Genomic DNA, 25080 nt, shown 5'->3' with positions numbered 1-25080 from the left:
TGCGCCCGCTCAGCTCCTTGGGCGCGGGCCGCCGACCGGTCGCCCGGTGCGCGGCGTGATCATGTGCGGCAACACGCAGGGCGTGCCGATCGGCAGGCCGCAGCTCGCCAGCTCGACCTCGAACACCCGCGCCAGCATCTCGGCCGTGATGACGCTCTGGGCCGGCCCCGACGCGGCGATGCGGGCGCGGTGCATCACCACGACCCGATCGGCGAACGAGGCCGCGAGATTGAGATCGTGCAGCACGGCGACGACGGCCGTCCCGGCCTTCGCGCGCGCCCGCGTGGTCGCGACGAAATCGATCTGATGGCGCAGATCGAGCGCCGCGGTCGGCTCGTCGAGCAGCAGCAGGCCGGGGCCGTGGTCGGCCTCGCCGCGGGCGAGCTGGACCAGCACACGGGCGAAATGGGCGCGGTGCTGCTCGCCGCCCGACAGCGTCGTGATGATGCGGTCGCGGCAGGGCAGCAGATCGACCTCGGCGAGCGCCGCCTCCACCAGGGCGTCAGCGGCCGCGCCGTGTGCGTCGCCCGTGCCCATGCGGACGACCTCGTCGACCGTGAACGGGAACGCCACCGCGATGCTCTGCGACAGCACGGCGCGATGGCTTGAAAGCGTTTTCGGATGATAGCTCGCGAGCGCCGCGCCTTTCAGGGACACGGCGCCGGCGGCGGGCCGGATGTCGCCGGAGAGCACGCGCAGCAGCGTCGACTTGCCGGCCCCGTTGGGGCCGACGATCGCCACCGTCTCGCCGGGTGCGACGGCAAGATCGACGCCGTCGAGCAGCGTCGCCCGCCCCGCCCGCACCGTCACGCCCGTCGCCGCGATCATGCTCATCGGACGTCCCGCGCCTTGTCGTCATTCCGGGGCGCGCCAGCGGCGCGAACCCGGAATCCAGCCGCACCCTCCGAACACGTTGCTGGATTCCGGGTTCGCGCGTTCCGCGCGCCCCGGAATGACGGAGGGAGCGAGATGATCATGGTCATAGGCCCACCACGGCGCGCTGGCGGAGCAGGAGCGCGAGGAAGAACGGGGCGCCGATCAGCGCCGTGACGATGCCGACCGGCAGCTCGGCCGGCGCCGCGACCGTGCGGGCGATCGTGTCGGCGATCAGCAGCACGAGGCCGCCGAACAGCACGGCGGCCGGCAGCAGCATGCGATGTCCGGGGCCGATCACGAGGCGCAGGAGATGCGGCACCACGATGCCGACGAAACCGATCACGCCGCTCGCCGCGACGGCGGCGCCGACCGCAGCGGCCATCAGCACGATGGCGAAGCGCTTCAGGTTCTCCACCGGCACGCCCATGTGGAACGCCTCGGCCTCGCCGAGCACGAGCAGATCGAGGCCGCGCCCGATCATCGGCAGCGAGACCAGGACGGCGGCCAGGAACGGCAGCATCGCCCACACCTTCGGCCAGGTGGCCCCGGCCATCGAGCCGAGCGTCCAGAACGTGATGTCGCGCAGCTGCCGGTCGTCGGCGAGAAAGACGAGGAGACCGGTCCCGGCGCCCGCCAAGGCCGCCACGGCGAGGCCGCGGAGCAGCAGCGTCGCGATCGAGGTACGGCCCTCGCGGGTGGCGATGCGGTAGAGCAGCGCCGTGACGCCGAGCGCGCCGACGAAGGCGGCGGCGGGGAGCGCCTCCAGGCCGACGATGCCGCCGAAGAGCTTGTCGCCCAGCACGATGGTCGTCGCCGCCGCGAGGCCGGCGCCGGCCGAGACGCCGACCAGGCCGGGATCGGCGAGCGGATTGCGAAACAGCCCCTGCATGATCGCGCCGGCGGTCGCGAGCAGCGCCCCGACCGCGATCGCCATGACGACGCGGGGCAGCCGGATCGACACCAGGATCAGCCGGTCGCGGGCGACATCGGCGGCGCTGCCGTCGGCGAGCCCGAGCGCGGCGAGGAGGCGGCCTGGCGGGATGCCGGCGGCGCCGATGCCGGCCGACGCGACGGCGGCGGCGAGGAGCAGCAGCGCGAGCCCGGCGATCACCATCCAGCGCGGCAGCGCCCGCAGGCCCGGCGGGCCGCGGCGTGCCACGAGGGCGGGATGGCGGGCCGCGGCCTCGGTCATTTGAGGCACGCCTCCAGCGCGGCGTCGTGGCGAGCCGCCATGGTGTCGGCGACCCGCTGCGGTTTCGCGGCGGTGTCGCCGAACGCGGCGAGCCGCTCGGCGAGGTCGCGGACGGCGAGCGCCGTGCGCGGGCCGAAGCCGAGCAGATACTGACCGTTCATCGACACGAAGGCCTTGGTGGCGCCGGCCGGCGTCATCGCGAAGGCGGGCCGCGACAGCACGGCGTCGGCCGTGAAGGCCTGTCCCGGGCGCTCCATCATCAGCACCACGTCGGGCTTCGCCGCGATGATCGCCTCGTCGCCGACGGGCTTGTAGCCGGCGAGATCCGCCATCGCGTTCTCGGCGCCAGCCATGCGGATGATGCCGTCGGCAGCGGTGTCGCGACCCGCCACCATGGCGCGCTCGTTGACGAAGGAGAGGACGAACAGCACGCGGGGCGGCCGGCCCGCCGGGCGCGGCTGCTGGGCGACCGCGGCGAGCTCCTGCGCCACGGCGGAGGCGAGGCATTCGCCGCGCGAAGGCTCGCCGGCCGCCGCGACGAGACGGATCTTGTCGAGGATGCCGGCCGGGGTGAAGCGGTCCGGCACCTGCACGAACGGCACCTTGGCGGCGCGCAGCACGGTCAGCGCCTCGGGCGGGCCGGAGCCGTCGAGCGCCAGCACCAGCGACGGCGACATCGCCAGGATGCCTTCCGGCGAGAGCTGGCGCATGTAGCCGACATTCGGCTTGTCCTTCAGGGCGCTCGGCGGATGGATGCTGGTCGTGTCGACCGCGATGACGCGCGCGTCGAGCCCGAGCGCGTAGAGGATCTCGGTGACCGAGCCGCCGATCGCGACGATGCGGCGCGCGTCCGTCACGGTGACGTCGCGGCCGGTCGCGTCATTCACGACGATCTCGGCGGCGTGCGTCGGCGCGAGGCCCGCGGAGAAGAGGCCGGTGCCGACCAGCATCGCCGCCGCGAGACGCCGGAGCCGCGGGCGCGTCCGTGTCATGAAAGCCTCACTTGGTCAGAATCAGCTTGTTCTGCGCCGTCAGCCGCAACCGATAGGCGTCGGGCCCGTGTGAAATGATGATCTCGCGGGTGGCGACGAACAGATCACGGCTCTCGATCCGATGGTCCACCACCGTCACGCTGCGTTCAGCACGAGTGTCGTTCGCGGATGCGGGGGTGGCGGAAACGGATCCTCGGTCGATGTCGGTGCGGTTCATCTCGGGGCCTGTTCCGCTTTGTACTGAATAGTCTTGACGACTTCTATAGTTTAGAGACATTTTAGACTAGATACTCGATCATTAGAGAGTTTCTAAACTCTCATAGTCTTCCTTGACGTGCCGTAATACAGTCAGTTACCAAAGGCAAGTCTTAACCGCGGAACCCGAACGGGACCGCGACGTCTAGCCAGCAAGCAGCCGGTCTTCGGCTCGCCCGCCAGCCCGCGACGACAATCAGAACCGCGAGTGGGGGCTCACATGGTTGGACAGGGGCGGGGAGCCGGCAGGCTTCTGCTGGGTGCATCGACGATCGCCATGACGGCCGCGATGCTGGCGTCGTCGGGGACGGGCGCGAACGCGCAGGCGGTCGAGTCCCTCGACGCCATCACGGTGACGGCGACCAAGACCGAGGAGAAGGCGATCGACTCCCTCGCGCCGGTCTCGACCGTGCGCATGGATCAGATCAACCAGATCCTGCCGAAGCGCCTGTCGGATCTCCTGATCGCGGTGCCCGGCGTCGCCGTGCAGGATCGCGGCGACGAGCCGTCGACCTCGATCAACATCCGCGGCCTGCAGGACTTCGGCCGCGTCGCCGTGGTGGTCGACGGCGCCCGCCAGAACTATCAGCGCACCGGGCACGGCGCGAGCGGCGCCTTCTTCCTCGATCCCGAGTTGATCGGCGGCGTCGACATCGTGCGCGGCCCGACCGCCAACATCTACGGGTCCGGCGCCATCGGCGGCGTCGCCTCGTTCCGCACCAAGGACATCCAGGACGTGGTGCGGCCCGGCGAGCGGTGGGGCACCGAGGCCCACACCCAGGTCGGCAGCAATCACGGCAGCGGCCTCGCCTCGGTGTTCGGCGGCGTCCACGTCAACCCGAACATCGACTTTTTCGCCGGCGGCAGCTTCAAGAAGCAGGCGAACTACGACGACGGCTCCGGCACCGAGGTGGTCAACTCCTGGAACCAGGTCGGCAGCGCCATCACCAAGCTGACGGTCCGTCCGGCCGACGGGCACGAGGTGAAGTTCACCGGCATCTTCCAGAACTATCAGTACGACGCCGGCCAGCCGACCCGCACCATCGGCGGCGTCAGCAGCCGCGGCACCTCGGTCTACGCGACCGACCTCACCAACATCACCACGGCGGCGCGCTGGCGCTATCAGCGGCCCGACAACCAGCTGATCGACTGGGACGCCAACGTCTACTGGAACCGTACCGACTCCCAGCAGGTGAAGACGCAGCACATCTCGACCTCGTCGGCCTCGCCCTGCCGCACCGGCGTGCCCGGCAACGCGGTCTCGGGCTGTGTCGGCGACGAGCGCAGCTACCTGCTCGACACGGTCGGCTTCGACGCCAACAACACGTCGCGCTTCGAGGCCTTCGGGTTCCGCCACGCGGTCACGGTCGGCGGCGATGCGTTCCGCGACACGGTCGAGACCATCGATCCGCGCGGCGTGTCCGACGTCACGACACCGGGCGGCGAGCGCACCGTCGGCGGCGCCTTCGTGCAGGTGAAGAGCAACTACGCGACCTGGCTCGAGGTGATCAGCGCGGCCCGCTACGACACCTACGAGCTCTCCGGCACGGGCGGCGGCTCGTCGGGCGACCGCGTGTCGCCGAAGGTCACGATCGGCGTGACGCCGATCGACGGCTTCACGCCCTACGTCACCTATGCCGAAGGCTATCGCGCGCCGTCGCTGACCGAGACCGTGATCAGCGGCGCGCACGCCCGCGCCAGCACGTTCGAGCCCGGCTTCCTGTGCTCGGACGGCAATTTCGGCAGCTTCTGCTTCCTGCCCAACCCGAACCTCGCGGCCGAGGTCGGCAAGAACAAGGAGGCCGGCGTCAACCTGAAATACGACAACGTGTTCCTCGCGGGCGCGACGTTCCGCGGCAAGTTCAACGTCTTCCGCAACGACGTCTACGACTACATCGAGCTGACGAGCTTCGGCGGCACCAACCCGAGCCTGCCGCAGTTCTATCAGTACCAGAACATCCCGCACGCCCGCATCGAGGGCTTCGAGGCGGAGACCATGTACGACACCGGCGGCTGGTTCGTCGGGCTCGCCGGCACGATCCAGCGCGGCAAGAACGTCGACACCGGCGTCGGCCTGGTGCGCATCCAGGGCGACCGGTTGGTCGCCACGGTCGGCGCCCGCTTCCTCGATCGCAAGATCACCGCGATGGTGCGCTGGGCCGCGGTCGCGTCCAACGACGACATCCCGGCCAACTACATCCCGGCGAGCTCGTACAACCTCGTCAACGTCTATCTCGGCTACCAGCCGACGCCCGACGTGCTGATGAGCTTCGGCATCGACAATCTGCTCAACCAGTACTACCGGCCCTATGCGATCGCGAAAAGCGCGGACGTCGGCGCCCAGAACGACCTTCTGTGGGCCTCGCCGGCGCCCGGCATCACGTTCAAGGGCTCGGTCAAGATCCGCTTCGGAGGAGCCTGAGCCCCGACATGAAAGCCTCGCGTGCCCCGATCGATCCCCGGCGCGGCCTGCTCATGGTCGTGCCGGGCCGCACCCTCGACACCGACGTCCCGACGTATGCCCCGCCCGTGGAGCTGCGGCGCGACACCGATCCGCGTGGCGACGGAGTTTCGGCGGGCGAGGGGACCACGCGCGGCGGGAACGTGGTGTCGCTCGCCCACGTGCGGGCGACACGTGATCACGGGCCGGGCAATCACGCGGCGCCGCCGCTGCCGCCGGCGACCGCGGACGATCGCGCCGTCGTCGGCGCCAAGGCCGGCTCGGCGAGCCGCACCGCACTGGTGCTGCTCTGCTCGGTCGCACTGCACGGGGCGGTCTTCACCGCGTTCTTCCGCGATCCGCCGCCGGCCGCCAGCATCGGGCTCGAGGTGATCTCGGTCGAGATGGTCCTGGGGGCCGACCAACTCGCCGGGCTGGCGCCCGATCCGGGCGACTCGGAGACGACCAGCACGGCCTCGACCGGCGAGCCGACGCCGCAGCCCGACGAGAAGCCGCCTGAAAAGGTCGAGGAGCCGCCGCCCGAGGAAGCGAAGGTCGAGCCGACGCCGGAGGAGCCGCCACCCGTCGAGGAGCAGGTGGCGGTGGCGCCGCCGCCGGAGTCCGAGCCCGTGAAGGAGCCGCCGCCGCCCGAGCCGGCGCCGGTGATCGAGGAGGAGGCGCCCGAGACCATCGCGGTGGTGCCGCCCGAGCCGCCCAAGCCGCAGCCCAAGCCGCCCGAGGTCAAGCCGCCCGAGGTCAAGCCGGCGCCTAAGCCGAAGGCCAAGACCGAGACCAAGAAGCGCGTCGCCAAGCGGACCCCGACCGCGACGGCCAGCGTCGCGTCGAGCGCGGCGAGCGGGCTCGGCCGCGGCCGCTCGGACCTCAACACCAACTACCGCGGCATCGTCGCCGCGCATCTCGCCCGCCACAAGCAGTTCCCGGCCTCGGCGCGCGCCGCCGGGCACCAGGGCGCGACCAGCGTCAGCTTCTCGATCGACGGATCCGGGCGCGTCACCTCGGTGCGGCTCGGCCGCTCGTCGGGCATCGCCAGCCTCGACCAAGAGACCACCGCGATGGTGCGCCGCGCCTCGCCGTTCCCGGCGCCGCCGAGCGGGCAGGGGATGAGCTTCTCGGTGCCGGTCAGCTTCTTCCTTCGATGACGCTTCACTTCACGGAGCGTTCAGGGTTCAATCCAGCCAAACCGCCAGACAGGAGACCCCCGATGTACATTGCGATGAACCGCTTCAAGGTGAAGAAGGGCAGCGAGACCGCGTTCGAGACCGTTTGGACGACGCGTGAGACCTATCTCGATCGCATGCCGGGCTTCGTCGAGTTCCACCTGCTGAAAGGCCCGGAGGCCGAGGACCACACGCTCTACTCGTCGCATACCGTGTGGGCCACCAAGGCGAACTTCGAGGCGTGGACCACGTCGGACGAATTCCGCAAGGCGCATGCCCGCGCCGACAACTCCGGCACCGGGCCGCTCTATCTCGAGCATCCGAAGTTCGAGGGCTTCGAGGTCAAGCAGACGGTCCGCCCGCGCGCCGACGCGGCGTAACGAGATTCATCAGACGTGAGGCGCGGCTTCTTCCCTCTCCCCGCTGCGCGGGGAGAGGTTAAGATCACCCCCGTGCCGCCTGCTTCAGCGCATAGAGCGCCTCCAGGGCGTCGCGTGGCGACATGTCGTCGGGGTCGAGCTCGGCGAGGCGCTTCATCACGGCTTCGGCGTGCGGATCGACGGCGACCTTGGGCGGCGCGATGCGCGGCGCGAACAGCGGCAGGTCGTCGACGAGCTTTCGGGCCGGTGACGTTCTGTCCTCCGCCTCCAGCACACCGAGCACGTGCTTGGCGCGCTCGATGACGGCGGGCGGCAGGCCGGCGAGCTTCGCCACCTGGATGCCGTAGGAGCGGTCCGCCGCGCCGGCGACGACCTCGTGCAGGAACACGACGTCGCCGTGCCACTCCTTCACCCGCACCGTGATGTTGAACAGCCGATCGAGCTTGTTGGCCAGCGCCGTCAGCTCGTGGAAGTGCGTGGCGAACAGGGCGCGGCAGCGGTTTCTGTCGTGCAGGTGCTCGACCGCAGCCCAGGCGATGGAGAGGCCGTCATAGGTCGCGGTGCCGCGGCCGATCTCGTCCAGGATCACCAGCGAGCGGTCGCTCGCCTGGTTCAGGATCGCCGCCGTCTCGACCATCTCGACCATGAAGGTCGAGCGCCCGCGCGCGAGATCGTCGGCGGCGCCGACCCGCGAGAACAGCCGGTCGACGACGCCGATGCGGGCGCGCGCCGCCGGCACGAAGCTGCCGGCCTGGGCGAGCACGACGATCAGGGCGTTCTGGCGCAGGTAGGTCGACTTGCCCGCCATGTTGGGGCCGGTGACGACCGCGATGCGGCCGCGGCCCGTGTCCGACATCGGCGAGAGGTCGCAGTCGTTGGCGACGAACGAGCCGCCCTCGCTCGCGATCGCCTGCTCGACCACCGGATGGCGCCCGCCCTCGATGCAGAAGCCGACGCCGCCGTCGACCTCCGGCCGCACGAAGCGGCATTCGATCGCGACCGCGGCGAGCGCCGCGGCGACGTCGATCACGGCGAGCGCCTGCGCGGCGGCCTTCACGGCGTCGGCGGCCGCGATCACGGCGGCGGCGAGACGCTCGAAGATCTCGAGCTCGAGCCCGAGCGCGCGGTCCGCCGCGCTGGCGATCTTCGCCTCCAGCGCACCGAGCTCGGTCGAGGTGAAACGCACCTGGCCGGCGAGCGTCTGGCGATGGATGAAGGTGGCATTGAGGGGCGGCGTCATCAGCCGCTCGGCATTCTGCGCCGTCACCTCGACGAAATAGCCGAGCACGTTGTTGTGCCGGATCTTCAGCGCCCGGATGCCGGTCTCGTCGGCGTAGCGGGCCTGCAGGGCGGCGATGACGCGCCGCGACTCGTCGCGCAGGGCACGCGCCTCGTCGAGCGCCGGCTCGTATCCGGATCGCACGAAGCCGCCGTCGCGCTTCTGCAGCGGCAGCTCGTCGGCGAGCGCTGCGCTCAGCATCTCGGCGAGGGCCGGATCGGGGGCGCGCAGATCGCGCGACGCCGTCGTGATCTCGTCCGGCAGCCCGTCGGCGGACAGGCGCCCCGCGAGGTCGGCCGCCGCCGAAAGGCCGTCGCGGATGGCGGCGAGGTCGCGCGGGCCGCCACGCGCCAGCACGATGCGGGCGAGCGAGCGGGCGAGGTCCGGCGCCGCCGCGAGCTTTTCACGCACGACGCCGCGGAGGATCGACTCGCGCGTGAAGAACTCCACGGCGTCGAGACGCCGCGCGATCGCGGCCGGGTCGGTCAAGGGCGCCGCGATGCGCTGGGCGAGCAGCCGCGAGCCCGCCGCCGTGACGGTGCGGTCGATGGCGGCGACCAGCGAGCCGCGCCGCTCGCCGCCGAGCGTCTTCATCAGCTCGAGATTGGCGCGGGTCGCCGCGTCGATCGACAGCGTCGCGCCGAGCGCCTCGCGCGACGGCGGCGACAGCGGCGGCCGCTTGCCGAGCTGGGTGCGCTCCACATAGGTGACGCAGGCCGCCGCCGCGGTCAGCTCCAGCCGCGAGAACGTGCCGAAGGCGTCCGAGGTGGCGACGGCGAAATACGACGTGAGCCGCCGCTCGGCGCTCGCCCCGTCGAACACGTCGCGGCCGAGCGGAGTCACGGCCGGCAGCGACCGCAGGAACGGCGCGACGTCGGGATCCTCGTAGAGCGCGTCGGAGACGATCACCTCGCCGGGCTCGACGCGGGCGATCTCGGATGCGAGCCGCACGCGGTCGCATTCGGTCAGGCGGAATTCGCCCGTCGAGATGTCGAGGCAGGCGAGCGCGAAGCGCGCGTCGTCCGATCCCGACGACGGCTTGCCGCGCACGATCGCGGCGAGGAAGTTGTTGCGGCGGGAATCGAGGAGCGTGTCCTCGGTCAGCGTGCCGGGGGTGACGAGCCGCACCACGTCGCGCCGCACGACGGACTTTCCGCCGCGCTTCTTCGCCTCGGCCGGGTCCTCCATCTGCTCGCACACGGCGACCCGGTGGCCGAGCGCGATCAGCCGATGCAGGTACTCGTCGGCGCGCTCGATCGGCACGCCGCACATCGGGATGTCGGCGCCCTGGTGCTTGCCGCGCTTGGTCAGCACGATGCCGAGCGCCCGGCTCGCCGTCTCGGCGTCGGCGAAGAACATCTCGTAGAAGTCGCCCATCCGGTAGAACAGGAGACAGTCCGGATTGGCGGCCTTGATCTCGATGTACTGCTCCATCATCGGCGTGACGCGGGTTTCGGCGACACGCGTCTCCGCGGCACGCGCGTCGGCGCGCGGATCGTCGGTCTCGTCGGGAGCGGGCTTGTGCAGGGCGTCCATGGCGGCCGCACGCTAGCAGAAGCGCCGCCGGGATTTTAGGGGGGCCGGCAAGGGGATTGTGGAGAGCGCCCCGGATCATCGGCGTGCGATGGGGTGAATGAATTGCCGCGGGGTTCCCTCCCCCCTTGTGGGGGAGGGGCAGGGAGGGGGGTGAGCCACTCGCGCTGGAGCCCGTGGCTTACCCCCCTCGCCAGCCCTCCCCCACAAGGGGGGAGGGAGCACACCGGGGCGGCGCCTCGGCTCTCACCTCACGAACGTCTTGCCGGTGATGCGCTGGATGTTGCCGCGATAGATCAGGTCCAGGGTCTCCTTCGGCAGATCGAGGCTGTCGAGAATCGCCTGGGTGTCGCGGATGAAGCCCGGGCCCTTCTCGGGGTCGAACGGGCAGTCGGTCGCGAACAGGATGTTCTCCTTCGGGTAGAAGGCGAGGCCGGCCTGGGTGCCGATCCGCGACGAGAACACGGCCGTGTCGGGAAAGAAGCTCTCGCGGAAATAGTCGAGCGGGCGCTTTTTCAGCGACGCCTTGAGGCTCGCATAGTCGGCGTCCGAGGTGCGGGTGCCGATCAGATCCCAGCCCGGACCGATGCGGCCCTCCAACATCGGCACGATACCGCCGAAATGGTGGACGATCGGCTTCAGGCGCGGGTGGCGGTCGAGCACCTTGGAGAACACGAGCCGCGCCATCATGGCGGCGGTCTCGTAGGACCAGCCGAACGTCCACCAGATCTCGTAGAGCGACTTGTCCTCGCTCTGGTAGTCGGGGAAGTCGGCACGCCGCGCCGGGTGGATCCACACCGGCTTGTCGAGCTTTTCCACCGCGTCCCAGAACGGCTCGAGCTCCGGCAGGTCGATCGGGCGGCCGTTCACGTTGGTGTAGATCTGCACCCCGCAGGCGCCGAGGTCGTCTATGGCGCGCCTCGCCTCGCGCACCGCGCCCTCGACATCCGCGAGCGACACCTGCGCGACGAAGCCGGGGAAGCGGTCGCCGTGGCGGTCGACGATCTCGGCGAGCCCGTCGTTGATAATCCGACAAAACTCCTCGGTCCTCTCGGGCGCGACCACGTCCTCCATGGGCGGGCTCGAATAGGCGATGATCTGCGCATAGTCCGGAAACGCGTCGAGCATTTTTAGGCGGGCATCGAGGTCGTAGATGCACGGGATGCCGCGCATGCGCTTGCCAATGCCCTGCTGGCCGGCGCCGAGCCGGTCCATGGCGGCGAGAATGCCGGCCGGGATGAAGTGCGTGTAGGCGTCGATGCGCATCGGGGGCGGGATCCAGGTTCGGGCGGGGCGGCCGGGCAGGGCGGGGTGCCCGACCATGGCAGGACACGATGCCGCGGGCCAGTCCCGAGCCCTGCACGGGCCACATGCGGGGCTCCCGGCCGAGCCTAAATTTTTCAACCATCCGAAAGGCTTCGGATGCCGAAACCGGCGCGAGCGCGGGCCCGCGGCGGAGGCCGGCCGCGTTTCGGCGTTTGACGGTGAGGCGGCGGCGGGCCTTAGATGCGGTCTCGCCTTTCAGAATCCGTTTGTCTCGATCTTTTTTCCGGGGCCGTCCCCCTGTCCGAGGTCACGATGGCCGAGCTGATGTCGCTTCACGACGCGATCGCGTCCGCCGTCCACGATGGCGACACGGTCGCGATCGAGGGCTTCACCCATCTGATCCCGCACGCCGCCGCCCACGAGGTGATCCGCCAGCGCCGCCGCGACCTCACCTTGGTGCGGATGACGCCCGATATCGTCTACGACCAGATGATCGGCATGGGCTGCGCCAGGAAGCTCGTGTTCTCGTGGGGCGGCAATCCCGGCGTCGGCTCGCTGCACCGCTTCCGCGACGCGATCGAGCGCGGCTGGCCGCACCACATCGAACTCGAGGAGCACGCCCACGCCGCCATGGCGAACGCCTATACGGCCGGCGCCGCCAACCTGCCCTTCGCGGTGTTTCGCGGCTACCTCGGGGTCGATCTGCCGAAGGTCAACCCGAGCATCCGCCGCGTCACCTGTCCGTTCACCGGGGAAGAGCTCGCCGCCGTGCCGGCGCTGCGCCCGGACGTCGCGATCGTCCATGCGCTGAAGGCCGACCGGGCCGGCAACGTGCTGATCGAGGGGATCCTCGGCGTGCAGAAGGAGGCCGTGCTGGCGGCGAAGCGCGCCGTCGTCACCGTGGAGGAGATCGTCGACGATCTCGGGGACCGCAGCCCCAACGCCGTGATCCTGCCGGGCTGGACCGTCGCGGCGATCGCCGCGGTGCCGGGCGGCGCCTATCCGTCCTACGCGCACGGCTACTATCCGCGCGACAACGCCTTCTATCTCGGCTGGGACGAGATCGCCCGCGACCGCGACGCCTTCCTGGCCTGGATGAAGGCCAATGTGCTGGAGCAGGGGCCGGAGGCTTTCGCCCGGCACCGCGCCCGGCTGGCCGCGTGAGCCCCGGAGTCATTCCGGGGCGCGGCGAAGCCGCGAACCCGGAATCCAGCGGCGAGGTCGAAGCTGGGGGCTGGATTCCGGGTTCGCGGACCTCACGGTCCGCGCCCCGGAATGACGCCGAAACGAACGATCATGCGTGAGGACGCCATGACGCTCGCCTGGACTGCCACCGAGATGATGACCGTCGTGTCGGCGCGGGCGCTCTCCTCGTCCGACGTCTGCTTCGTCGGCATCGGGCTGCCGTCGGCGGCCTGCAATCTCGCGCGCCTGACGCATGCGCCCGGCATCACGCTGATCTACGAGTCCGGCACCATCGCGACGCGGCCGAGCGTGCTGCCGCTCTCCATCGGCGACGGCGAATTGTGCGACACGGCGCTGACCACCGTATCGGTGCCGGAGATGTTCCGCTACTGGCTGCAGGGCGGGCGCATCACGGTCGGCTTCCTGCCGGGCGCCCAGATCGACCGCTTCGCCAACCTCAACACCACGGTGATCGGCCCCTACCACCGGCCGACGACCCGGCTGCCGGGCAGCGGCGGCGCGCCCGAGATCATGGCGCAGTGCGGCGAGATCTTCGTCACCATGACGCAGAGCCGGCGCAGTTTCGTGGACAAGCTCGACTTCGTCACGACGTTCGGCCACGGCGAGGGCGGCGACCATCGCGCCCGCCTCGGCATGCGCACCAAGGGACCGACCCGGCTGATCACCGACCTGTGCATCTTCGAGCCCGACCCCGAGACCAAGGAGATGATCGTCGTCTCGATCCACCCCGGAACCACACGGGACGAGATCCGCGCGGCGACCGGCTGGCCGGTTCGCTTCGCCGAGACGGTCGCCGAGACCGCGATGCCGAGCGAGGTCGAGCTGGCGGTGCTGCGCGACCTTCACGCCCGCACCCGCCGCGCCCACGGGACGGCGTGAGGGCGATCGCGCCGGCTCGCGGCACGGTCCGCGACGGCGGGCGGCTCGGCCCGAGACGGTGGGAGGCTCTCGAAGTGGGTGCGCGATAATCGAACGAAGCGTCCAAAACTGGACCAATCTGGGCTTGCATTCGCCGCCCCGGCGGGGTGAAATACGAAAAAACACGCTCATCGAAGCGAAACAGCAGGAAACACCCAGGGCCATGACGTTCTTTTTTCCCACCCAGAGTCTGTCCGCATTTCCGCCGCGGTTGTCGCCGGGGTACAAGAGCACGCCCAAGCGGTCGCCGACCAAGCCGCTGATCCTGATGAAGCACACGCTGAGCGAGCTGACCGGCCCGGTCTACGGGCAGGACGCCGTGCAGCCTGGCGACGAGGATCTCACCCGCCAGCACGCCGGCGAGCCGCTCGGCGAGCGTATCATCGTGCACGGCCGCGTGCTCGACGAGGACGGCCGGCCGGTGCGCAACGCGCTGGTCGAGATCTGGCAGGCCAATGCCTGCGGCCGCTACATCCACGTCGTCGACCAGCACCCGGCGCCGCTCGATCCGAACTTCACCGGCGCCGGCCGCTGCAAGACCGACGAGAACGGGCACTACAAGTTCATCACCGTGAAGCCCGGCGCCTATCCGTGGGGCAATCATCCGAACGCCTGGCGGCCGGCCCACATCCACTTCTCGATGTTCGGCCACTCCTTCGTGTCGCGGCTCGTCACCCAGATGTACTTTCCGGGCGACCCGCTGTTCCCGTTCGATCCGATCTTCAACTCGGTGACCGACGAGGCGGCGCGCAACCGCATGATCGCGGTGTTCGACCTGGAGAGCACGGTGCCGGAATGGGCGCTCGCCTACCGGTTCGACATCGTGCTGCGCGGCCGCAACCAGACCCCGATGGAGAGCTGAGATGACGCTCGGCATTACGCCGTCCCAGACCGTCGGGCCGTACTTCGCCTACGGCCTCACGCCGAACGGCAAGTACGACTGGAAGGACACCTTCGGCAACAACCTGATCACGCCGGATGCCGCCGGCGAGCGCATCCGCATCGAGGGCCGCATCTACGACGGCGACGGTGCGCCGATCACCGACTCGATGCTGGAGATTTGGCAGGCCGACGCGCAGGGCCGCTACGCCAGCCCCGCCGACCCGCGGCCGCGCAACTCGACCTTCCAGGGCTTCGGGCGCACCGGCACGGACGCCGAAGGGCGCTTCGTGTTCGAGACGATCAAGCCCGGCCCGGTGCCGGGGCCCGACGACACGACCCAAGCGCCGCACATCCTGGTCGCCGTCTACGGACGCGGCATGCTGCGCCAGAGCTACACGCGCATCTACTTCGCCGACGAGGCCGGCAACGCCGCCGATCCGATCCTGGGCCTGGTGCCGGCGGAGCGGCGCGGCACCCTGATCGCGGCGAGGTCGGAGCAGAACGGCCACACGGTCTACACCTTCGACATCCGCCTTCAGGGCGACGCCGAGACGGTGTTCTTCGAGATTTGACGCGGGCGTGGGGCGACTCGTGCGGCGCTGCGCGCGGTGTTCGAAACCCGCCCCGATCTCCGCTCATTCCCGCGAAAACGGGAATCCAGGGTGTCTTCGCCGTGTCGCCCCTGGATCCCCCGCCTTCGCGGGGACGAGCGGGTGACTGCTAGACCGCTTACGGTCTCGCCGATGGGCGAGACCGCCGGGACGACGGAACGAAAAACAACGACAACAAGGCAACGAACCACAGGGAGAGAGACATGCTCGGGACGATTCTGACACGGCTCGCCGCCGGCGTCGCCCTCGGCCTTCTGGCCGCCGGGGCCGCCTCGGCGCAGGGTGTCGTCAAGATCGGCGTCATCGAGGCGATGACGGGGCAGCAGCAGTCGACCGGCGTGCAGACGCTGGCGGCCATGAAGCTCTACATGCAGCAGCACGGCGACACGGTCGCCGGCAAGAAGATCGAGCTGATCGTCAAGGACGACGGCGCCGTCGCCGACAACGCCAAGCGGCTCGCCCAGGAGCTGATCGTCCGCGACAAGGTGAACGTGCTGATCGGCTTCGCCGTGACGCCGACCGCACTCGCCGTCGCGCCGCTCGCCACCGAAGCGAAGATCCCGACCATCGTCGCCAATGCCGGCACCTCGATCATCACCGAGCGCTCGCCCTACATCCTGCGCACCAGCTTCACGCTGCCGCAGTCGAGCGAGATCATCGGCGAGTGGGCGGCCAAGAACGGCGTCAAGAAGGTCGTGACCATCGTGTCCGACTACGCGCCCGGCGCGGACGCCGAGAAGAGCTTCACGGCGGCCTTCACCAAGGGCGGCGGCCAGGTCGTCGAGGCCCTGAAGGTGCCGCTCGCGGCGCCCGACTTCGCGCCGTTCCTGCAGCGTGCCCGCGACGCCTCGCCCGACGCCGTGTTCGTCTTCGTGCCGTCCGGCCAGGGCGCGACCTTCGTCAAGCAGTTCATCGAGCGCGGCCTCGACAAGGCCGGCATCAAGATCATCGGCACCGGCGACGTGACCGACGACGATCTCCTGAACGGCATGGGCGACCAGGTGATCGGCACCGTGACGGCGCACATGTACTCGGCCGACCACCCCTCCGAGCTCAACAAGAAGTACGTCGAGGCGTTCAAGAAGGCCAACAACGGCCTGCGCCCGAACTTCATGTCGGTCGGCGGCTACGACGCCATGCATCTCGTCTACGAGGCGCTGAAGAAGACCAACGGCGACACCAACGGCGACAAGCTCCTCGCCGCCATGAAGGGCATGGCCTGGGAGAGCCCCCGCGGCCCGATCTCGATCGACCCGGAGACGCGCGACATCGTGCAGAACATCTATGTCCGCAAGGTCGAGAAGAAGAACGGCGAGCTCTACAACGTCGAGTTCGAGACCTTCAAGGACGTGAAGGATCCCGGCAAGGCGAAGAAGTGAGCTTGGTCGCTGCCCTCTCCCCGCTGCGCGGGGTCGCGCAATTGCGCGACAAGAGGGTGGCGCGCCGCGAAGCGGCGTGTCGGGTGAGGGGGCCTCTCGTGGATACGGCGACGCCCCTCACCCGACATCCGCGCTGGACGCGCGAATGTCGACCTCTCCCCGCGTGCGGGGAGAGGTTCTGAAGCGTCAACGTCTCACCCCCCGGCGGCCCCATGGTCACGATCCTGTTCGACGGCATCGCCTACGGCATGCTCCTGTTCGTGCTCGCCGCCGGGCTGTCGGTGACGCTCGGGCTGATGAATTTCGTCAATCTCGCGCACGGTGCCTTCGCGATGGCGGGCGGCTACGCGGCGCTGGTGGCGGTGAACCGGCTCGGCGTGCCGTTCGGGCTCGGCCTCGTCGTCGCCTTCCTGTTCTCCGCCGCGCTGGGCGCGCTGCTCGAACGGACCCTCTACGTCCACGTCTACGCCAAGAGCCACCTCGACCAGGTGCTGTTCACCATCGGGCTCGTCTTCATGTCGGTCGCCATGGTCGACTACATGATGGGCTCGTCGCAGCAGTTCATCGCCATCCCGTCCGAGCTGCAAGGCCAGGTCACGGTCTTCGGCATCGGCATGAGCAAGTACCGGCTCCTGATCATCGTCGTCTGTGGCCTGATCACGGCGCTCCTGCAGCTCGGGCTGACGCGGACGCGCTTCGGCAGCCGGCTGCGCGCCGCGGTCGACGACCAGCGGGTGGCGCGTGGGCTCGGCATCAATGTCGGTGCCGTATTCGGCCTCACCTTCGCGTTGGGATCGGGCCTCGCCGGCCTCGGCGGCGCGCTCGGCGCCGAGATCCTCGGTCTCGACCCGATCTTCCCGCTCAAATACATGATCTACTTCCTGATCGTCGTGACGGTGGGCGGCACCTCGTCGATCACCGGTCCGTTCCTCGCCTCGCTGCTGCTCGGCATCGCCGACGTCGCCGGCAAGTACTACGTGCCGCAGCTCGGGGCCTTCGTCATCTACACGATCATGATCGTGGTGCTGATCCTGCGGCCGCAGGGCCTGTTCGTCCGGAAGGGTGCGCGATGAGAGGTCCCGACGTGTCGACCTCGGCGACGCTCGCGAGCGCGATCTCGGCGCAGTTCACGGCCCGCGCCCGCTGGACGCCGCTCGAGATCGTGTTCTGGCTCGCCGCGGCGGCGACCATCTGGGTACTGCCCGAGCACCATCTGATCCTCACCGAGATCGTCATCTGGGCGCTGCTCGCGCTGTCGCTCGACCTGATCCTCGGCTATGCCGGCATCATCTCGCTCGGCCACGCGGCCTTCTTCGGCGTCGGCGCCTACACGGCCGGCTTGCTCGCCAAGCACGCGCTGGTCACCGAGCCGGTGCTCGGCCTGCTGGTCGCCGGCCTGGCCGGCGGCTTGTTCGGTTTCGTCACCAGCTTCCTGGTGCTGCGCGGCACCGATCTCACCCGCCTGATGGTGACGCTCGGCGTCGCCCTTCTGGTGCGCGAGGTCGCCAACCGGGCCGCCTGGCTCACCGGCGGCGCCGACGGCCTCCAGGGGATCGAGATGCAGCCGGTGCTCGGCCTGTTCCGCTTCGATCTTTACGGCCACACCGCCTATGTCTATAGCCTCTGCGTGCTGTTCGTGCTGTTCGTGATCGCGCGCCGCGTCGTCGGCTCGCCCTTCGGCCTGTCGCTGCAGGCGATCAAGGGCAACCCGCTGCGCGCCGCGGCGGTCGGCATCGGCCAGACCTGGCGACTGGTCGGCATCTACACCATGGCGGCCGCCTATGCGGGCGTCGCCGGCGCGCTGCTGACCCAGACCACCGCCTTCACGTCGCTCGAGTCGCTCTCCTTCGACCGCTCCGCCGACGCGCTCCTCGTGCTGATCATCGGCGGCACCGGGCATCTCTACGGCGGACTGATCGGCGCTGTCGTGTTCCGCTTCGCCCAGGACTGGATCGCGGCGGCGACGCCGCAGTACTGGCAGTTCTGGATCGGCCTGTTCCTGGTGCTGATCGTGCTGGTCGGCCGCGACCGCATCGGCGGCTGGTTCGCGCCGCTGCGCCGACTCGTCGACCGCGTGTCCGACTGGCGGTCTTGGCGCGGCTCTTCGCGACGCGCGGAGCCCGCGCCGGACGAGGGAGGGCGCCCGTGATGTCCATGTCCCCTGTTCCGGTCCTGGAGACCCGCCGGTTGGAAAAACGCTTCGGCGGCATCGTCGCGTCGAACGACGTCAACCTGTCGATCGCGCGCGGCGCCCGCCATGCGCTGATCGGCCCCAACGGGGCCGGCAAGACGACGCTGGTCAACATGCTGACCGGCGTGCTCAAGCCGTCGGGCGGCGAGATCCTGCTCGACGGCAAGCAGATCACGATGCTCGATCCGCACCAGCGGGTGCGGCTCGGCATCGCCCGCACGTTCCAGATCAACCAGCTCTTCGCCGATCTCACCCCGGTCGAGACGCTCGGCCTGGCGATCTCCGAGCGGCTCGGCACCGGCACGCATTTCTGGCGGGTGCCGGGCACCCGGCCCGAGGTGGTCGACGAGATCGCCGCGCTGCTCGAGCGCTTCGGCCTCGCCGACGTGATGCACGAGCGCACCGGCGTTCTGCCCTACGGCAAGCAGCGGCTCCTGGAGATCGCGCTCGCCTTCGCGTGCCGGCCGCGCGTGCTGCTGCTCGACGAGCCGGCCGCCGGCGTGCCGGAGGCGGAGCGCCACGAGATTCTCGCCGCCGTCGCCGGCCTGCCGGCGGACGTCACGGTGCTCTTGATCGAGCACGACATGGACATCGTCTTCACCTTCGCGGACCGCATCTCGGTGCTGGTCAACGGCCAGCTCTTCGTCGAGGGCACGCCCGACGAGGTGGCGCGCGATCCGCGGGTCAAGGCCGTCTACCTCGGCGAGTCGCTCGAATCCGGGGAGGCGGTCGATGCCTGAGCTCCTGGAGATCGAGCGCCTCTCGGCCGGCTACGGCGAAGCCGTGGTGCTGAACGAGATCTCGCTCACGCTGGCGGAAGGGCGCTCGCTGGCGCTGCTCGGCCGCAACGGCATGGGCAAGACGACGCTGGTCAACACCATCGTGGGGGTGACGCGCTGGCGCGGCGGCACCATCAGGCTCGCCGGCCGCGACATCACGCGGCTGCGCCCCGACCAGCGCGCCCATGCCGGCATCGGCTGGGTGCCGCAGGAGCGCAACATCTTCAAGTCGCTCACCGTCCACGAGAACCTCACCGCCGTGGCGCGCCCCGGCGCGTGGTCGCCCGCCAAGGTCTACGCGATGTTCCCGCGGCTCGCCGAGCGGCGCGGCAATCTCGGCAACCAGCTCTCCGGCGGCGAGCAGCAGATGCTGGCGGTCGGCCGCGCCCTCGTTCTCAATCCCCGCCTGATGCTGCTCGACGAGCCGACCGAGGGACTCGCGCCGATCATCGTCGAGGAGCTGATCGCCGCGCTCTCGCGCATCACCCGCGACGAGGGCCTGTCGGCCATCGTGGTCGAGCAGAACGCGCAGAAGATTCTCGGTGTCACCGACCAGGCCGTGGTGCTGGAGCGCGGCAGCGTGGTCCACGCCGGCGACAGCGCCGCGCTGAAGGCCGACCGCGCCGTGCTGGAAGGCTTTCTCGGTGTCAGCCACGGCGGCCCGAAGCGGGGAGCGACGAGGGTCGAGGCAAGTCATCACGTTGCGGGCGGGTGACGCCCGTCACCGGTTCTGCGGCGTCATGCCCGCGCTCGTCGCGGGCATCCACGAGCACGGTCGCCGTCCGCAACGACGTGGATGGCCGGGACGAGCCCGGCCATGACGGAGTGGTCGGCGAGGAGCATCGACACATGCGGCCCCGCGCCGCCAGGGAGGAGAAGCACATGTCGCGCAATCGTCCGCCGTTCCGGGCCGATCAGGTCGGCAGCCTCTTGCGGCCCGCCGCCCTGAAGGAGGCGCGCGCCCGCTTCCAGGCCGGCGAGATCCCGGCGGAGGAGCTCCACCGCGTCGAGGACGAGGAGATCCGCCGCGTCATCCGCACCCAGGAGGACATCGGGCTCCAGGCCGTCACCGACGGCGAGTTCCGCCGCTCCTGGTGGCATTTCGACTTCCTCAAGAAGCTCGACGGCGTCGAGGGCTTCGAGGCGCAGTCCGGCATCCAGTTCCACGGCGTGCAGACGCGCGCCGAAGGCGTGCGGGTGACCGGCAGGGTCGGCTTCTCGGGCCATCCGATGCTGGAGCATTTCAAGTTCCTGGCGGCCAACACCAAGGTCGTGCCGAAGATGACGATCCCGTCGCCGACGCTGCTGCACTTCCGCGGCGGCCGCAAGGAGATCAGCACCTCGGTCTATCCGGATCTCGACGCCTTCTTCGACGATCTCGGCCGCGCCTACAAGAAGGCCGTCAAGGCCTTCTACGACGCCGGCTGCCGGTATCTGCAGTTCGACGACACGGTGTGGGCCTATCTGTGCTCCAAGGAGCAGCTCCAGCTCGCCCGCGAGCGCGGCGAGGAGGTCGAGAAGCTGCCGCGCATCTATGCCGAGGTGATCAACCACGCGATCTCCGACCGGCCGCACGACATGGTGATCACGACGCATGTGTGCCGCGGCAACTTCCGCTCGACCTGGATCAGCGAGGGCGGTTACGAGCCGGTCGCCGAGCGCCTGCTCGGCGAGATCGACTACGACGGCTATTTCCTGGAGTACGACACCGAGCGGGCCGGCGGCTTCGAGCCGCTGCGCTTCCTGCCCAAGGGCAAGAAGGTCGTCGTGCTCGGTCTCGTCACGTCGAAGACCGGCACGCTGGAGAATCCCGACGCGGTGAAGCGCCGCATCGAGGAGGCGGCGAGGTTCGCGCCGCTCGATCAGCTCGCGCTCAGCCCGCAGTGCGGCTTCGCCTCCACCGAGGAGGGCAACATCCTGGCCGACCAGGAGCAGTGGGCGAAGCTGTCGATGATCGTCGAGATCTCCCGCGAGGTGTGGGGCTGAGCGGGCACATCCGCGCCGCCGCACGCGATGCGCGGGCTCGGCCCGCGCATCGAGGCCGCCGCGCCGTGCCTTGCGGTTTCCTGATGGGGCGATATCTGAGGTCGAGGGTCTCGTCCTCGCGTCTCGCGCCGTGGAATCCGCCTGCATGATCACGAGCCTGATCGCCGACATCGGCGGCACCAACACGCGACTCGCCGTGACCGGCCCGGAGGGCCGGCCCGAGCGGGTCCACAGCTTCGCCAACGATCGCGTCGCGACGCTCGACGACGCGATCGCGGACTATCTCGCCGCGTCCGGTCTCGCCCCGCAGGCCGCCGTGCTCGCCGTCGCCGGGCCCGTGCGGGGCCGCAGGATCGCCCTCACCAACCGCGACTGGGTGCTCGACCTCGATCGCATCGAGGCGCGCTTCGGCTTCCGCTGGGCGTGCGCCATCAACGATTTCGAGGCCTTCGCCTGGGCGCTGCCGACCTTCGGGCGCGACGATCTGCGGCCGCTCGGGGCCGCGCTGCCGGGGCGCGACGGGCCGCTCGCGGTGCTCGGCCCCGGCACCGGGCTCGGCGTCGCCGCGCTGGTGCCGGAGGAGGCCGGCGGCTACACGGCGGTGGCGAGCGAGGCCGGCCACATGTCGTTCGGTCCTGCGGCGCCCGACGAATGGCCGGTGTTCCAGCGGATCGCCGCGACCGTCGAGACGGTGTCGGCCGAGACCGTGATCTCGGGCGCCGGTCTCGCGCGGCTCCACGCGGCGCTGCATCCGGACTCGCCGGCACACGACGGCGCGATGATCGATGCGGCCGGCATCGACGCGGCGGCGGAGCGCGGAGATCCGGCGGCGCGCGCGACGGTCGCGTTGTTCGTGCGCCTGCTCGGCCGCTTCGCCGGCGACGTCGCGCTCGGCTTCAAGTCGACGGGCGGCCTCTATGTCGGCGGCGGCGTCGCCCAGAAGCTCGGGGACCTGATCGACGGCGCGGCGTTTCGGGCCGCCTTCGAGGCGCATCCGCCGATGCGGCCGATGCTGGAGGCGATCCCGACCGCGCTCGTCACCTGCAGCGAGCCGGGCCTGCTCGGCTGCGCGGCGCATGCGGCCCATCTCGCTCGCCGAAACGCCGCGCGCACCGCGCCGGCCTGATCGCGACCCGCGCGAAACCCCCGCTTCGGCGGGCCACTGCGGCAGGCGTGGCCGGGACGACCCGCATGTGTCCATGGGGCCACAGTCGCGAATACGGTGAAGAATACGTATCTGCGCCCTCTTGATGCAGGTCGGCGCGTTGGTTCTAATCGAGGCCATGAGCACCGTTCTGATCGAGATTCGCCGTGCCAAGGTCTCCGATGCGACGTCGGTCGCAGCGGCCCACGACGAGGCTTGGCGGACCGCCTATCGCGGCATCATCCCGGGCGCCGAGCTGGAAAAGCTGGTGCAGCGGCGCGGCCCGGCCTGGTGGGACGGCGCCATCCGCAAGGGCAGCCGCGTCTCGCTGTTCTGCTTCGGCGATCAGATCGCGGGCTACTCCAACTACGGCCGCAACCGCGCCCGCAGCCTCGCCTACGAGGGCGAGGTCTACGAGCTCTACATGCGGCCGGAGTTTCAGGGCCTCGGTTTCGGCCGCCGTCTGTTCACCGCGGCGCGGCGCGACCTCGCGCAGAACGGCATGAAGAGCCTCGTGGTCTGGGCGCTGTCCGACAACGAGCCGGCGCTGGACTTCTATCGCGCGCTCGGTGGCCGCCCGGTGGCGCGCTCGTCCGAGACCTTCGGCACCAAGACGCTCGACAAGATCGCCTTCGCCTGGCCGGCCTGACGCCGCGTCGCCGGCGGCCCGCGTCGTCGGCAGGTGTTCCGCCCAGCGGCGGCGCGATCTGATTCTCGTCTGCGGGAACCTCTCGTGAGTCCAGCGGGCGCGTTCGCCGTATCGGCGACACGAGCATCACCGCGTCGCCGAGAGTCATCCTTCTCCGATGATCTCCTGGCGGCGGCGCTCGAGCTCGGCCGAGTAGCGGCGCAGCAGATAGGCCTCGGTGAGCAGGCCGACGACCTTGCGGGTCTCCTCCGATTCGACGACCGCCAGCGCCTCCGCCTCGGTGCGGTCGAACACGGCCGCGGCCTGCTTGGCCGTCATGGTGCGCGACAGCATCTCCTCGGAAAAGCGCAGCAGGCTGCGCACCGGCGCCGCCTCGTCGCGCTCGGCCGCATGCGCGTCCGGCACGGAGACGAGGCCGGCATAGACGTCGTTCGCGTCGACCGCCACCACCTGTCCGGTCGAGCCCAGCGGGAAGGCGCGGCGCAACGCCCCGATCGTGGTGTCGGCCGGCACGGTGCGGGCCTCGCGCATCATCCGACCGACGGTGAGGTCGCGCATCCAGCCGACATCGGCGGCGCTGCGGATCGTCTCGCCGCGCAGATGGAATCGCCAGGTCGCGAAGGAGTAGCCGAAGGTTTCGCGCGTCACCTGGGCGGCGACGATCACAGCGACCAGCACGGCGACCGTGAGCCACAGGTCGCCGGTCGATTCGAGCGCGATGAACGTCATGGTCAGCGGTCCGCCGATCACGGTGGCGGCGAGCGCGCTCATCGCCACGACGGACCAGATGTTCGAGTCGACCTGCAGGCTAGGGGCCACCGTGGCGATCGCGACGGCGAAGATCTGGCCGGCGAGCGCGCCCATCAGCAGCGACGCGAAGAACAGGCCGCCGCGGAAGCCGGCGCCGAGCGACACCACCGAGGCGACGATCTTCAGCGCGAGGATCAGCGCGATCGTCTTCAGCGACAGGTCGAGCAGCCCGACGAGATGCAGGGCGCCGTGCCCGGACGACAGCACCCGCGGCGTGATCAGGGCGAGACAGCCGACGACGAGGCCGCCGAGGAACGGCCGCAGCGCCGGCTTGACGAAGCGCACGAACAACGCCTCGACCACGGCGACGGATCGCATCACCGCGATCCCGAGGCCCGCCATGGCGAGGCCGAGCAGGGCGGCGAACAGGAGATCGTGATGGGCGACCGTGCCGCTCGGCACCGTGATGATGCCGAGATGGCCGGGCGAGAGCGCGCCGGCGACCGCGTAGCCGACCACGGCGGCGGCCGCGACCGGCGCGAGGCCGGCGACCGAGTAGGTGCCGATCACCAATTCGAAGGCGTAGAACGCGCCGGCGAGCGGCGCCTGGAAGGCGCCCGCGATGCCGCCCGCGGCCCCGCAGCCGACCAGCACCCGCAGGTCGCCGCGGCGCAGCCGGAACGCGATACCGAGCCGCGACGCGATGCCGGCCGCGAGCTGGGTATAGCCGGCCTCCAGGCCGACCGAGGCGCCGACCCCGCTCGACCACACGGTCTTGACCGCGACGACGACGCTGCCCAGCAGCGACATGCGGCCGCCGTGCAGGGCGTTGGCCTCGATCGGGTCGATCTCGCGCTGTGGCCGGCGCGTCGCCAGCCAGGCCGAGGCGATGCCGAAGGCGAGCCCGCCGAGGCACGGCACCGCGACCGCCGCGACCGGATCGACCGACCACGAGGCCGACAGCCGCGTCCCGGCCGGGATGCCGAACAGGAAGGCGTGCAGGCCGTCGACGGCGGCGTTCATGACGGTGACCACGAGGCCGGCGATGGCCCCGGCCATGGCGCCGAGCACGACCAGCGCCGTCTCGCGCGAGCGGACGAGCGATCGCAGCCGGTGGGGTGCTTCGAACTCGGTAGGGACGGGGGCCACGCGATGCCTTGCCGGAGAACGCCGGTTCATGCAGGCCACGCCGAC

Annotated in this window: 22 protein-coding genes; 15 read left to right on the top strand and 7 right to left on the bottom strand. The window is 70.2% G+C overall.

The window, feature by feature from the left end; all coding sequences use genetic code 11:
* Positions 1-9: 9 nt before the first annotated feature.
* From ABTU92_RS02200 to ABTU92_RS02185, 4 genes are all read right to left on the bottom strand, one after another.
* Complete coding sequence (locus tag ABTU92_RS02200) at positions 10-828, bottom strand: heme ABC transporter ATP-binding protein (protein WP_408087388.1); 819 nt, start codon at positions 826-828, stop codon at positions 10-12.
* A 151-nt stretch (positions 829-979) separates the two neighbouring features.
* Entirely contained in the window at positions 980-2068 is a 1089-nt protein-coding gene (locus ABTU92_RS02195) for a FecCD family ABC transporter permease (protein WP_408087232.1), read from the bottom strand.
* Entirely contained in the window at positions 2065-3060 is a 996-nt protein-coding gene (locus ABTU92_RS02190; protein ID WP_408087230.1) for a hemin ABC transporter substrate-binding protein, read from the bottom strand. The genes ABTU92_RS02195 and ABTU92_RS02190 overlap by 4 nt, the downstream gene beginning before the upstream one ends.
* Positions 3061-3067: 7 nt before the next feature.
* On the bottom strand, positions 3068-3277 hold the full coding sequence (locus ABTU92_RS02185; RefSeq protein ID WP_408087228.1) for a hemin uptake protein HemP: 210 nt from the start codon (positions 3275-3277) through the stop codon (positions 3068-3070).
* A gap of 315 nt (positions 3278-3592) precedes the next feature.
* Between ABTU92_RS02185 and ABTU92_RS02180 the strand changes: the two genes are divergently transcribed.
* The 3 genes from ABTU92_RS02180 to ABTU92_RS02170 all read left to right on the top strand — a co-directional run bounded on the left by ABTU92_RS02180 (position 3593) and on the right by ABTU92_RS02170 (position 7313).
* Positions 3593-5737 carry a TonB-dependent hemoglobin/transferrin/lactoferrin family receptor gene (locus ABTU92_RS02180; protein ID WP_408087226.1) on the top strand — a complete coding sequence of 715 codons (2145 nt, stop codon included), beginning with the start codon at positions 3593-3595 and terminating at the stop codon, positions 5735-5737.
* 8 nt (positions 5738-5745) lie between these two features.
* A complete protein-coding gene (locus ABTU92_RS02175) occupies positions 5746-6915 on the top strand; it encodes an energy transducer TonB (RefSeq protein ID WP_408087224.1) in 1170 nt (389 codons plus the stop codon).
* Positions 6916-6977: 62 nt separating this feature from the next.
* Entirely contained in the window at positions 6978-7313 is a 336-nt protein-coding gene (locus ABTU92_RS02170) for an antibiotic biosynthesis monooxygenase family protein (protein WP_408087222.1), read from the top strand.
* A gap of 64 nt (positions 7314-7377) precedes the next feature.
* Here the strand turns inward: ABTU92_RS02170 and mutS are convergent, their stop codons facing one another.
* The gene (gene mutS, locus ABTU92_RS02165) at positions 7378-10128 is read right to left on the bottom strand and encodes a DNA mismatch repair protein MutS (RefSeq protein ID WP_408087220.1); all 2751 of its coding nucleotides are present in this window, start codon (positions 10126-10128) and stop codon (positions 7378-7380) included.
* Between the two features lie 243 nt (positions 10129-10371).
* A complete protein-coding gene (locus ABTU92_RS02160) occupies positions 10372-11391 on the bottom strand; it encodes an amidohydrolase family protein (protein WP_408087218.1) in 1020 nt (339 codons plus the stop codon).
* A 312-nt stretch (positions 11392-11703) separates the two neighbouring features.
* On the opposite strand from ABTU92_RS02160, the gene ABTU92_RS02155 reads away from it, so the two are divergent.
* From ABTU92_RS02155 to ABTU92_RS02100, 12 genes are all read left to right on the top strand, one after another.
* On the top strand, positions 11704-12555 hold the full coding sequence (locus tag ABTU92_RS02155) for a CoA transferase subunit A (protein WP_408087216.1): 852 nt from the start codon (positions 11704-11706) through the stop codon (positions 12553-12555).
* Positions 12556-12687: 132 nt separating this feature from the next.
* Entirely contained in the window at positions 12688-13476 is a 789-nt protein-coding gene (locus ABTU92_RS02150; RefSeq protein WP_408087214.1) for a CoA-transferase subunit beta, read from the top strand.
* A 202-nt stretch (positions 13477-13678) separates the two neighbouring features.
* A complete protein-coding gene (gene pcaH, locus ABTU92_RS02145) occupies positions 13679-14377 on the top strand; it encodes a protocatechuate 3,4-dioxygenase subunit beta (protein ID WP_408087212.1) in 699 nt (232 codons plus the stop codon).
* A gap of 1 nt (position 14378) precedes the next feature.
* Positions 14379-14969, top strand: a complete 591-nt coding sequence (pcaG, locus tag ABTU92_RS02140; protein ID WP_408087210.1) for a protocatechuate 3,4-dioxygenase subunit alpha — start codon at positions 14379-14381, stop codon at positions 14967-14969.
* Positions 14970-15211: 242 nt separating this feature from the next.
* Positions 15212-16387 carry an ABC transporter substrate-binding protein gene (locus tag ABTU92_RS02135; protein ID WP_408087208.1) on the top strand — a complete coding sequence of 392 codons (1176 nt, stop codon included), beginning with the start codon at positions 15212-15214 and terminating at the stop codon, positions 16385-16387.
* Positions 16388-16599: 212 nt separating this feature from the next.
* Positions 16600-17460: a branched-chain amino acid ABC transporter permease gene (locus ABTU92_RS02130; protein WP_408087206.1), complete on the top strand. Its 861-nt coding sequence runs from the start codon at positions 16600-16602 to the stop codon at positions 17458-17460.
* Entirely contained in the window at positions 17457-18536 is a 1080-nt protein-coding gene (locus ABTU92_RS02125; protein WP_408087204.1) for a branched-chain amino acid ABC transporter permease, read from the top strand. Before ABTU92_RS02130 ends, ABTU92_RS02125 begins: the two co-directional genes overlap by 4 nt.
* A gap of 5 nt (positions 18537-18541) precedes the next feature.
* Positions 18542-19318: an ABC transporter ATP-binding protein gene (locus tag ABTU92_RS02120; protein ID WP_408087386.1), complete on the top strand. Its 777-nt coding sequence runs from the start codon at positions 18542-18544 to the stop codon at positions 19316-19318.
* Positions 19311-20072 carry an ABC transporter ATP-binding protein gene (locus ABTU92_RS02115; RefSeq protein ID WP_408087202.1) on the top strand — a complete coding sequence of 254 codons (762 nt, stop codon included), beginning with the start codon at positions 19311-19313 and terminating at the stop codon, positions 20070-20072. The genes ABTU92_RS02120 and ABTU92_RS02115 overlap by 8 nt, the downstream gene beginning before the upstream one ends.
* 167 nt (positions 20073-20239) lie before the next feature.
* The gene (locus ABTU92_RS02110; RefSeq protein WP_408087200.1) at positions 20240-21343 is read left to right on the top strand and encodes a cobalamin-independent methionine synthase II family protein; all 1104 of its coding nucleotides are present in this window, start codon (positions 20240-20242) and stop codon (positions 21341-21343) included.
* Between the two features lie 145 nt (positions 21344-21488).
* Entirely contained in the window at positions 21489-22469 is a 981-nt protein-coding gene (locus ABTU92_RS02105; protein WP_408087198.1) for an ROK family protein, read from the top strand.
* Between the two features lie 157 nt (positions 22470-22626).
* Positions 22627-23136, top strand: coding sequence for a GNAT family N-acetyltransferase (locus tag ABTU92_RS02100; protein WP_378476773.1), 510 nt, complete (start codon positions 22627-22629; stop codon positions 23134-23136).
* A 144-nt stretch (positions 23137-23280) separates the two neighbouring features.
* On the opposite strand, the gene ABTU92_RS02095 is transcribed toward ABTU92_RS02100, so the two are convergent.
* Complete coding sequence (locus tag ABTU92_RS02095) at positions 23281-25065, bottom strand: chloride channel protein (protein ID WP_408087196.1); 1785 nt, start codon at positions 25063-25065, stop codon at positions 23281-23283.
* Between the last annotated feature and the right edge of the window lie 15 nt (positions 25066-25080).

This window comes from Rhodoplanes sp. SY1 (assembly GCF_046000175.1).
GTDB lineage: Bacteria > Pseudomonadota > Alphaproteobacteria > Rhizobiales > Xanthobacteraceae > Rhodoplanes.
Note: the sequence above shows the minus strand (reverse complement) of the source record. Positions and strands in the feature narration are given on the sequence as shown.

Coding starts and splice junctions, on each gene's coding strand:
- ABTU92_RS02105 (WP_408087198.1), top strand. CDS start 21,489: ATGATCACGAGCCTGATCGCCGACATCGGCGGCACCAACACGCGACTC.
- ABTU92_RS02150 (WP_408087214.1), top strand. CDS start 12,688: ATGCGTGAGGACGCCATGACGCTCGCCTGGACTGCCACCGAGATGATG.
- ABTU92_RS02190 (WP_408087230.1), bottom strand. CDS start 3,060: ATGACACGGACGCGCCCGCGGCTCCGGCGTCTCGCGGCGGCGATGCTG.
- ABTU92_RS02175 (WP_408087224.1), top strand. CDS start 5,746: ATGAAAGCCTCGCGTGCCCCGATCGATCCCCGGCGCGGCCTGCTCATG.
- mutS (WP_408087220.1), bottom strand. CDS start 10,128: ATGGACGCCCTGCACAAGCCCGCTCCCGACGAGACCGACGATCCGCGC.
- ABTU92_RS02115 (WP_408087202.1), top strand. CDS start 19,311: ATGCCTGAGCTCCTGGAGATCGAGCGCCTCTCGGCCGGCTACGGCGAA.
- ABTU92_RS02095 (WP_408087196.1), bottom strand. CDS start 25,065: ATGAACCGGCGTTCTCCGGCAAGGCATCGCGTGGCCCCCGTCCCTACC.
- ABTU92_RS02110 (WP_408087200.1), top strand. CDS start 20,240: ATGTCGCGCAATCGTCCGCCGTTCCGGGCCGATCAGGTCGGCAGCCTC.
- ABTU92_RS02135 (WP_408087208.1), top strand. CDS start 15,212: ATGCTCGGGACGATTCTGACACGGCTCGCCGCCGGCGTCGCCCTCGGC.
- ABTU92_RS02100 (WP_378476773.1), top strand. CDS start 22,627: ATGAGCACCGTTCTGATCGAGATTCGCCGTGCCAAGGTCTCCGATGCG.
- ABTU92_RS02170 (WP_408087222.1), top strand. CDS start 6,978: ATGTACATTGCGATGAACCGCTTCAAGGTGAAGAAGGGCAGCGAGACC.
- ABTU92_RS02120 (WP_408087386.1), top strand. CDS start 18,542: ATGTCCCCTGTTCCGGTCCTGGAGACCCGCCGGTTGGAAAAACGCTTC.
- ABTU92_RS02195 (WP_408087232.1), bottom strand. CDS start 2,068: ATGACCGAGGCCGCGGCCCGCCATCCCGCCCTCGTGGCACGCCGCGGC.
- ABTU92_RS02160 (WP_408087218.1), bottom strand. CDS start 11,391: ATGCGCATCGACGCCTACACGCACTTCATCCCGGCCGGCATTCTCGCC.
- pcaG (WP_408087210.1), top strand. CDS start 14,379: ATGACGCTCGGCATTACGCCGTCCCAGACCGTCGGGCCGTACTTCGCC.
- ABTU92_RS02200 (WP_408087388.1), bottom strand. CDS start 828: ATGATCGCGGCGACGGGCGTGACGGTGCGGGCGGGGCGGGCGACGCTG.
- ABTU92_RS02185 (WP_408087228.1), bottom strand. CDS start 3,277: ATGAACCGCACCGACATCGACCGAGGATCCGTTTCCGCCACCCCCGCA.
- ABTU92_RS02155 (WP_408087216.1), top strand. CDS start 11,704: ATGGCCGAGCTGATGTCGCTTCACGACGCGATCGCGTCCGCCGTCCAC.
- pcaH (WP_408087212.1), top strand. CDS start 13,679: ATGACGTTCTTTTTTCCCACCCAGAGTCTGTCCGCATTTCCGCCGCGG.
- ABTU92_RS02180 (WP_408087226.1), top strand. CDS start 3,593: ATGACGGCCGCGATGCTGGCGTCGTCGGGGACGGGCGCGAACGCGCAG.
- ABTU92_RS02125 (WP_408087204.1), top strand. CDS start 17,457: ATGAGAGGTCCCGACGTGTCGACCTCGGCGACGCTCGCGAGCGCGATC.
- ABTU92_RS02130 (WP_408087206.1), top strand. CDS start 16,600: ATGGTCACGATCCTGTTCGACGGCATCGCCTACGGCATGCTCCTGTTC.